Annotated in this window: 8 protein-coding genes and 1 tRNA gene; 2 read left to right on the top strand and 7 right to left on the bottom strand. The window is 66.8% G+C overall.

Features of this window, described 5'->3' with window-relative positions; genetic code table 11:
- Nucleotides 1-90 precede the first annotated feature (90 nt).
- Both AC3WTD_RS03460 and AC3WTD_RS03455 read right to left on the bottom strand, forming a co-directional pair.
- The gene (locus AC3WTD_RS03460) at nt 91-849 is read right to left on the bottom strand and encodes an MBL fold metallo-hydrolase (protein ID WP_027492153.1); all 759 of its coding nucleotides are present in this window, start codon (nt 847-849) and stop codon (nt 91-93) included.
- A complete protein-coding gene (locus AC3WTD_RS03455) occupies nt 846-1577 on the bottom strand; it encodes a 3-deoxy-D-manno-octulosonic acid kinase (protein ID WP_492612916.1) in 732 nt (243 codons plus the stop codon). The genes AC3WTD_RS03460 and AC3WTD_RS03455 overlap by 4 nt, the downstream gene beginning before the upstream one ends.
- A 34-nt stretch (nt 1578-1611) precedes the next feature.
- Here AC3WTD_RS03455 and AC3WTD_RS03450 point away from each other — a divergent pair, with 34 nt between their 5' ends.
- Complete coding sequence (locus AC3WTD_RS03450) at nt 1612-2655, top strand: glycosyltransferase family 9 protein (RefSeq protein ID WP_492612915.1); 1044 nt, start codon at nt 1612-1614, stop codon at nt 2653-2655.
- Nucleotides 2656-2760: 105 nt separating this feature from the next.
- On the opposite strand, the gene AC3WTD_RS03445 is transcribed toward AC3WTD_RS03450, so the two are convergent.
- From AC3WTD_RS03445 to hisS, 4 genes are all read right to left on the bottom strand, one after another.
- The gene (locus AC3WTD_RS03445; protein ID WP_027492150.1) at nt 2761-3159 is read right to left on the bottom strand and encodes a DUF6165 family protein; all 399 of its coding nucleotides are present in this window, start codon (nt 3157-3159) and stop codon (nt 2761-2763) included.
- A gap of 28 nt (nt 3160-3187) precedes the next feature.
- Nucleotides 3188-5077: an HAL/PAL/TAL family ammonia-lyase gene (locus tag AC3WTD_RS03440; protein WP_492612914.1), complete on the bottom strand. Its 1890-nt coding sequence runs from the start codon at nt 5075-5077 to the stop codon at nt 3188-3190.
- 134 nt (nt 5078-5211) lie between these two features.
- Complete coding sequence (locus AC3WTD_RS03435) at nt 5212-5505, bottom strand: GIY-YIG nuclease family protein (RefSeq protein ID WP_492612913.1); 294 nt, start codon at nt 5503-5505, stop codon at nt 5212-5214.
- Between the two features lie 115 nt (nt 5506-5620).
- On the bottom strand, nt 5621-6994 hold the full coding sequence (hisS, locus tag AC3WTD_RS03430) for a histidine--tRNA ligase (RefSeq protein WP_492612912.1): 1374 nt from the start codon (nt 6992-6994) through the stop codon (nt 5621-5623).
- A gap of 165 nt (nt 6995-7159) precedes the next feature.
- On the opposite strand from hisS, the gene AC3WTD_RS03425 reads away from it, so the two are divergent.
- Nucleotides 7160-7236: transfer RNA gene (locus AC3WTD_RS03425), tRNA-Pro, on the top strand.
- A gap of 203 nt (nt 7237-7439) precedes the next feature.
- Here the strand turns inward: AC3WTD_RS03425 and lhpI are convergent.
- Nucleotides 7440-8414, bottom strand: a complete 975-nt coding sequence (gene lhpI / locus AC3WTD_RS03420; protein ID WP_027492147.1) for a bifunctional Delta(1)-pyrroline-2-carboxylate/Delta(1)-piperideine-2-carboxylate reductase — start codon at nt 8412-8414, stop codon at nt 7440-7442.
- Between the last annotated feature and the right edge of the window lie 22 nt (nt 8415-8436).

Here is an 8436-nt window from a genome sequence, read left to right as displayed (position 1 = left end):
AGGGAACGCTCTTTGCCGTCGATCCAGCGCTGCAAAGAGTCAGTAAGAATAGCGGTAGGACCCCATCCAGGCAAGCAAGCCCGCGCCGATTCAGCCGGCGTCGCCCCTGGGTTCCATCGGGGCGGGCAAGGCAATGCGTTCACCGGGACTGGCGACGCGATAGCCGAATGCAGCCAGCGCGGTGCCGTCGGCTGCGCTGCCGTAGTGGTAGAGCAGCAGCCGGGTGCGCAATGCTTCGGGATACTCGCGCTCGATGTCGTCGACGCCGGTGTGCGAGGGGTTGCCGACCAAGCCGCAGTCGTGGGCGATGATTTCGCCGGCACCGGCACGGCTGGCCAGCACTTCGGGGATCGGTCGGGTGTCGCCGGTGTAGACGAAGCTGCCGTCCAGCGCCAAGCCGTACGAAGTGCCCGGCACGTGGTGGCGGGTGGCGAACACGTCGAACCACAGGCCGTCCAGCCAGAAACCACGGGTGCACGGCACCAGCCGGAACGCCTCCCAGAAGTTGGCGCCGCCCTCAGCCAGCGCGCCGGGATAGTCGCCCACGCGCGCCTGCAGCCACGGGACCAGCGTAGCGTGGGCGAATACCCGGGTGGTGCCGCGCAGGTGCGGGTCGAACCACAGGCGGATGAACAACTGCTCCAGCCCGGCCACGTGATCCATGTGGGTATGCGTGATGAACACGGCCGGCGGCAGCGCGTCGTACACCGCCAGGTAACGATCGAGCGTGTCGGGCCCGCAGTCGACCAGCAGCAGCGGCACCCCGGCACGCTCCAGCACCACGGCCGACGACCCCAGCGCCACCGCGTGCGCAGCACCCACGCCCAGAAAATGCAAATGCCAGTTCATGGCTTCAGCGTCCGCCCATAGCGGTACAGCAGCGGTTGCCAGATCGCCTTCTCGAACGTCGCTTCACTGCCGGCGGCCGCGCCGAGCTTGAGCAACGACCGGCGCAAGCGCCGCAGGTTCGCCTCTTGCCAGGCGACCGACGGGATGCGCATGCGGCCGCGGTCGAAATCGATCAGGTGCAACCCATCCGGTGTCACCAGCACGTTGTGCGCGTTCAGGTCGGCATGCCAGACGCCGGCACGATGGAAACGCGCCACCAGCGCGCCAACCTCCTCCGCCAGCTCGCCATCCAGCCGCCCCGCTGCCAGGCATTCGGCCAGCGTCCGCGCGTCGGCGATGCGGCGGGTGATCAGGTCGGCGCTATAGAACATGCCGTGCCGGTAATATCGGGCGGCCACCACCGCCGGACCGGGCAGTTCCAGCCACGCGATCTCGGCAAGCAGGCGGAATTCCGCGAACGGGCGCGTGCGGTCAGCCCCGGTCCACAGATACCGATCGCCCATCAGCGCGGCGACCAGGCCGCCACGACGATAATGCCGCAGCACGCATTCGCCCACCGGCGTGGCCACGATCGCCACGCCGCCGCGACCGCCGGGCTGCGTGCGCAGCGCACCACGCCCGCGCCAGTAATCCGGTGCGAACCAGTCGTGCCCGACTTGTGGCGACGCATCGGCGTCGAACAGAATCGCGCCTTCGGCATCGGTGTGGGTTCGTTCCTGCATCATCATGCCCGGTGACTGTCCCGGATTCTAACCCAGCCCCATGACAAGCCCCTCCTCGATCTGCCTGCTGCGCACCTCCGCCATCGGCGACGTCACCCATGTGGTGCCGCTGTTGCGTACCCTGCAGCAGGCCTGGCCGCAAACCGCGCTGACCTGGATCGTCGGCAAGCTGGAACGCAAGCTGGTCGGCGACCTGCCGGGGGTGGAGTTCGTCACCTTCGACAAGGCCGCGGGATGGGCCGGCATGCGTGCGGTACACGCAGCGGTGCGCGGCCGGCGTTTCGACGCCCTGCTGCAGATGCAGGTGGCGCTGCGCTCGAACCTGCTGAGCCTTGGCATCAAGGCCGACCGGCGCATCGGCTACGACCGCGCCCGTGCGAAGGACCTGCATGGCCTGGTGATCAACGAGCGCATCCCCGCGCGCACTGGCGAGCACGTGCTGGACGCGATCGGCAGCTTCTGCGAGCCGTTGGGGCTGAAGCAGACCCAGGTGCGCTGGGGCATCCCGATCCCCGACGAGGCGCACGCCTGGGCCGCCGCACAACTGCCCGGCGACACGCCGACCCTGCTGGTCAGCCCCACCTCCAGTCATGCGCTGCGCAACTGGCGGCCGGAGCGCTACGCCGCGGTGATGGATCATGCTGCCGCACGCGGCTGGCGCGTGGTGCTGGTCGGCGGCCCTTCCGCCTTCGAGCGCGAGATGGCGGACGCCGTACTGGCGGCATGTAAGTCGGCGCCGCTCGACCTCACCGGCAAGGACACGCTGAAAAAACTGCTGGCCCTGCTCGCCCGCGCGCAGCTGCTGCTGAGCCCCGACTCCGGCCCGATGCACATGGCCAACGCGGTCGGCACCCGTGTGCTCGGCCTGCATGCGGCGAGCAACCCCAACCGTTCCGGCCCTTATTCCGACCGCCGCTGGTGCGTGGACAAATACGACGAGGCCGCGCGCAGGTACCTGGGCAAGCCGGCCAGCGAGATTCCCTGGGGCACGAAGATCGAGAAGCCCGGCGTGATGGATCTGATCGCGGTGGCCGCCGTGGTCGAACGCTACGAGGCCGCCGCACACGACATGCGGCTGCTGTAGGAGCCCGCTGGCGGGCGATGCTTTTGGAGCCGGGAGCCGGGATTCGGGATTCGGGATTCGCAACGGCAAGAGCATCGCCCGCGAGCGGGCTCCTACCCGCATTCGTCAGACTGCGCGGTAATCCTGGTACGACTTTTCCTCGACCAGCTGCGAGCCAAGCTTCAGGTTGATCTCGCGCTTGAACGCGGCGCGTTCGTCGTTGCGGAAATACACCGAACGCGCCAGCTCGATGAACTCGGCGTCGAATGCCTGCGCCTGCTCCTTCAGGCGGATGCGGTCCTCGATGTCCCACAGCAACTCGTTCACCGCCAGTAGGTGGGCGCGCTCGACGGAGATGTCGGTGTGCGAGGCAGCGTCGTTGGCCCAGGTCGCGTTGAGCAGGTCCAGCTCGTTGCGCACGTTGGCCAGCTTGGACGCGTCGCTGATGCGGCGCGACTTGATCTCCAGGATCGTGATCTTGTCGATCAGCTCGCCGTACGACACCGGGGTCTGGATCAGGCTCATGGTCTTGGCTTCCGTCAAAAAGGATGAGTCATGCTGCCGGGCGAAGCGCGCCCTGCTGCACCAGCGCGCAGACCGTGCGCACGTCGCCGTCCATTGCGCGGTCGCGGTGCATGAAGCCGATGTCCCGGCGCAGGATCGCATGCGCCTCGCGCACGCTGGCACCGGCATGGAAATCGCCGGCGCCGGTCAGCGCCGCGGCGAGCTGCTGCACTTCGGCGACGAACTGCGTGTAGTGTGGCTGGCCTTCGCGCGGCGCGTTGGCGATCTTCGCCGCCAGCGCCTGCCAGCCGCCGCGGGTCGCCAGCCGGCGCGCCGCATTCAGCATCTCCTGGCGGTAGTCCAGCGCCTGCGCGGCGGTATACAGCTCCAGCGCCAGCACGTAGCCGAGGTCCTCCATCATCTCCAGCACGTGGCGCGCCTCGTTGGCACCCATCGAGACGTGGTCCTCGGCGTTCGCGCTGGTCGGCACCGAGTACACGCTGGCCGGATGCGCGCGGGTGGCGAGGTCGTTGACCAGCGCCGCGGCGGTGTACTGCACGATCATGAAGCCGGAATCGGTGCCGTCCTCGTTGCCGGTGAGGAAGGCCGGCAGGCCGTCGTTGGTGGCCGGGTCGACCAGCTTGTTGAGCCGGCGCTCGGAAATCGAGGCAAGCACCGGGATGGCCGCCTTCACGTAACTCATCGCCAGCGCCAGCGGCATGCCGTGGAAGTGGCCAGCCGAGATCACCTGCTCCTCGATGAATTCCGCGCCGTCGTTGTCCGGGAAGATCAACGGGTTGTCGGTGACCGAGTTCAGCTCGATGTCGATCACCCGGCATGCCTGCGCCCAGGCGTCGCGCACCGCGCCGTGCACTTGCGGCATGCAGCGCAGGCTGTAGGCATCCTGCGGCTGGTGCTTCTTGCCACCCCTGAACGGCAGGAAGCGGCGATAGAACGCCTCGCGACCGTGGCGCTGGTTGGCCGGCACCCAGTCCCAGCCGATGTCGAAGCTGAGCGTCTGGTCGTCCGGCTCGCTCCACGCCTCGGCACTCCATGGCTTGAAACGCGGCACCAGGTGGTAGGGAATGTCGAGCAGGGTGGAATCGACCAGCAGCCCGCGTACGTGCGCGGCGGTTTCCACCTGGCCGGGGTGCGGGCGCAGCGCGTGGACGTCTGCACGCAGGGCGCCGCTGCGGCCGGCGAAGGCGTCCAGCGTCATCGCCGCGGCGAGGTCGGCGGTATCCAGCAGTTGCTCCAGCGCATCCAGCGCCAGCGCCGCGGTGGCCAGCATCTGCGCGGTACCGTTGTTGAGCGCCAGGCCTTCCTTGAACGACAAGCGGATCGGCGCAAGTCCGGCGTGCTTCAGCGCCTCGGCGCCGCTCATCCGCTTGCCTTGGTAGAACGCTTCGCCGCCGCCGAGCAGCACGATCGCCAGGTGCGACAGCGGCGCCAGGTCGCCACTGGCACCCACCGAGCCCTTCTCCGGCACCACCGGCACCACGCCAGCGTTGAGCATCGCGGCCAGCGCTTCGAGCGTACCCACCCGGATGCCGGAGTGCCCGCGCATCAGCGTGTTGATGCGGATCAGCAGCATCGCTCGCACCACATCCTCGGCGAACGGTTTGCCCACGCATACCGCGTGGGTGATGATCAGGTTGTGCTGCAGCTCCTCCATCAGCGTGCCTTCGGCGGGTTGGCTCCCCGGCAGCTCGTCGCGCACGCGGTGCGCGCCCAGCAGCTTGTCGGCATTGCTGCCGAAGCCGGTGGTGACGCCATAGGTCGGCTCGCCGCAGTTGACCTTGTCGGCGAGGAAATCGGCCGCGCGCTGCACGCGCCCCAGCTGCTTCGCGTCCAGCGCCACGCTCGCGCCGCCACGGGCCACCGCCACCAGCTGCGCCCGCGTCAGGCTGTTGCCGTCGAGAAGAATGGTTTCGCTCACTTAACGAATGCTCCGCATCTTGTTGCCGTCATTCCCGCGCAAGCGGGAATCCACTTTGACCTTGCAGCGCCGCCAATGGATTCCCGCTTGCGCGGGAATGACGGCATGGGGCGAGTCGGGGGTTTCCCTGCTGATTACTCCAACTCGTGCCAGAGATCCCGCCATTGCGGGTTCCCGCCCTCAATCAACTCCAGCTTCCATGCCCGGTTCCACTTCTTCAGCTGCTTCTCGCGTACGATGGCCGACGGGAAGTCCAGGTGGAACTCGAACCACACCAGGTGCTTCACGCCGTAGCGCTTTGTAAAGCCTTCAACCACTCCATCGCGGTGTTCCCATGCACGCAGCTTGAGATTTCCAGTCACACCGACATACAGCGTGCCGCGTTCACCGCTGGCCATGATGTAGACGGCCGGCTGTTTCGAAGTCATCCATGTCTCCGTGTTTTTTCAGGCCGTCATTCCCGCGAGGCGCTTTTCAACAGCCGAAAGGCTGGTCAAGCGGGAATGACGGAGGTGGGACGGCTTTGGGGAGTAAAGCCTCGTCTCACCCCATCGCCGCAGCCTGCTCCAGCTCCACCCGCAGCGTCTTGACCAGCTCGCCGCGCGCCACCTCGAACTGGTCCTCGCGGCGCAGGTCCTTCACCGTCACCACACCACGGGCCAGTTCATCCTCGCCCAGCACCACCACGAAGCGGATGCCGGCGCGGTCGGCGTACTTGAACTGCTTGCCCAGCTTGCTGCCTTCGAGCACCACTTCGGTGGCGATGCCGGCGCCGCGCAGCTCGCCGGCCAGCGCCAGGTAGGCGGGCAGCTGCGACTCGTCCATCTGGGTCACCAGCACGTCGACGGTGCTCTTGGCCGTGTCGATCAAGCCGGCATCGCGCAGCTGCCAGTACAGCCGGGTCAGGCCGATCGAGATGCCGACACCGGGCAGGTGCGACTTGGTGTACTGGCCGGCCAGGTTCTCGTAGCGGCCGCCGGAGCAGATCGAGCCGATCTGCGGGTGGTCGTTCAGCGTGGTCTCGTACACGGTGCCGGTGTAGTAGTCGAGGCCGCGCGCGATCGACAGGTTCAGCACGTAATGCGTCTGCGGCACACCGAACGCGTGGATCAGGCCCAGCACTTCCTTTAGTTCGTTGCGGCCCTGCTCCAGCGCTTCCGGGCCGGGGCCCAGCGCATCGAGCTTGTCCAGCGCGTCCTGCAGCGAGGTCGAGCGCACCTGCACGAAGGCGAGGATCTTCTGCGCCACCTCGGCGCTCAGCCCGAACGCCTTGCCGGTCAGCGTGTCGCGCACGTAGTCGGCGCCTCGCTTGTCCAGCTTGTCCACCTCGCGCAGCACCAGCATCTGCTGCTCGCCGTCGACGATTCCCAAGCTCTCGAAATAGCCGCGCATCAGCTTGCGGTTGTTGAGCTGGATGGTGAAAGAGCCGATGTCAAGTTCACGGAACACGCTGTAGATCACCGCCGGGATCTCGGCGTCGTAGCGCACCGACAGCGCGTCCTTGCCGATCACGTCGATGTCGCACTGGTAGAACTCGCGGAAGCGCCCGCGCTGGGCGCGCTCGCCGCGGTACACCTTCTGCATCTGGTAACGGCGGAACGGGAAGTTGAGATCGCGCTCGTGCTCGGCCACGTAGCGCGCCAGCGGCACGGTGAGGTCGAAGCGCAGCGCCAGGTCCGGCTTCTCGCCCTGCTCCAGCGCGCCGGTGGACTGCACGAAGTACACCTGCCGCTCGGTCTCGCCGCCGGTCTTGGTCAGCAGCACGTCGGCGTACTCGATCACCGGCGTCTCCACCGCGAGGAAGCCGAAGCGCTCGTAGTTGCGGCGGATCACGTCGAGCATGCGCTGGAACGCGATCTGGTCGAGCGGCAGCAGCTCGAGCACGCCGGGCATGGTGCGGGCCGGGGTAAGCGCCATGGAATCCTCTACTGACGATGGGAATATTCCGTCCGGCGCAGGGCGCGCGGCGGCAGCCGTCAAGATTAACAGAACGGCGCCGGCCTTCCCCAGCGCGATCGCCGGGCGGATGCGTCGAACCTGTTGCCAAGCCTCCGATCCGCGACTAAGATGCACGGCTTCCCACGGGGTGTAGCTCAGCCTGGTAGAGCGCTACGTTCGGGACGTAGAAGTCGCAGGTTCGAATCCTGTCACCCCGACCAAAATTCAAGCAGTTACAAAGCTTGTGAACAAAAGGCCTGCCCCCAAAAGCAGGCCTTTTTCGTACTCAGCTGTCCCGGAAGTATCCCACCGCCTTTGGCGTTCTCCCTACGTTCCGCCGGGAGTCACGTCCACGCATCTCATAACCGCCCATGTCAGAACCGGCAAGGTGTTGCACGTGGAGTTTGAGACGGTCCTTGTTCCGTCACAACGGCTTCGAAGCTGGTCGTCCAGCCGCCCCCAAGAGGTAGCCGTAGACTAGTTCCGCGGCAGCCAAGTCCTCGAGTGCCGTGCCGACCGCCTTGAACAAGGTAATTTCCTCGTCATTGCGGCGGCCAATGCAGCGGGCGGCGCACATGTCGGCCAGCGTTCCCTGCAAATCGTTCGACGTGAATACACCTTGGGCGATTGCACCTAGCAGGTCGCCCGACTTGACCAGTGCCTCCGCCGTGTCGACGAACACGCGGGCGCGCTTGAAACACATCGCATCGGCCTCCCGCATGGCCGGCGTGAAGCTGCCGATCAAATCCAGGTGCGTACCGTTTGTCAGCCAGCGGCCTTCGATCAGCGCAACATTCGACAGCGTCGCGCAACTCACGATATCCGCTTCGGCGACACACGCGGCAAGGTCGTCGCCTACGCGCGCAGGAATCCCCATCTCACCCAAAGCGGCGGTCAGCTGCTCGGCCCCGGCACGCGTGCGGTTCCAGACCACGACCTCGTCGATCGGACGCACCGCGCACATCGCCTCGGGAATCAGCGTCGCGATGCGGCCGGCACCAACGACGAGCAAACGCCGTGCATCGCGGCGGGCGAGATAGTCCGCCGCAAGCGCGGACGCCGCGGCCGTTCGCCGGGACGTGATTTCGTCGCCGTCGAGTTGCGCAAGCGGCTGTCCCGTCGCAGCGTCGTAGAGCAGATAGGTCGAATGCAGACCCGGCAAACCCCGCGCGCCATTGCCGGGAAAAATCATTACCGTCTTCAGCCCGAAGTAGTGGCCGGCACGCCAGGCCGGCATGATCAGCACTGTGCCGCTCGGCACACCGTCATCGCCGCTGGCGATAGCATGCATGTGGCGCTGCGGCACCTCGCATCCAGCGACGAACATCGCGCGCAAGGCACCGATCAGTGCGGGGAAACCGAGATGGTGGCGAGTAGCGGCGGCGTCGAGGATTTGCATTGGGTGCTAGGCGATCTGCTTC

It is taken from the genome of Rhodanobacter sp. FW106-PBR-R2A-1-15 (assembly GCF_058789735.1).
This window is presented reverse-complemented; position numbering and strand designations above follow the sequence as displayed.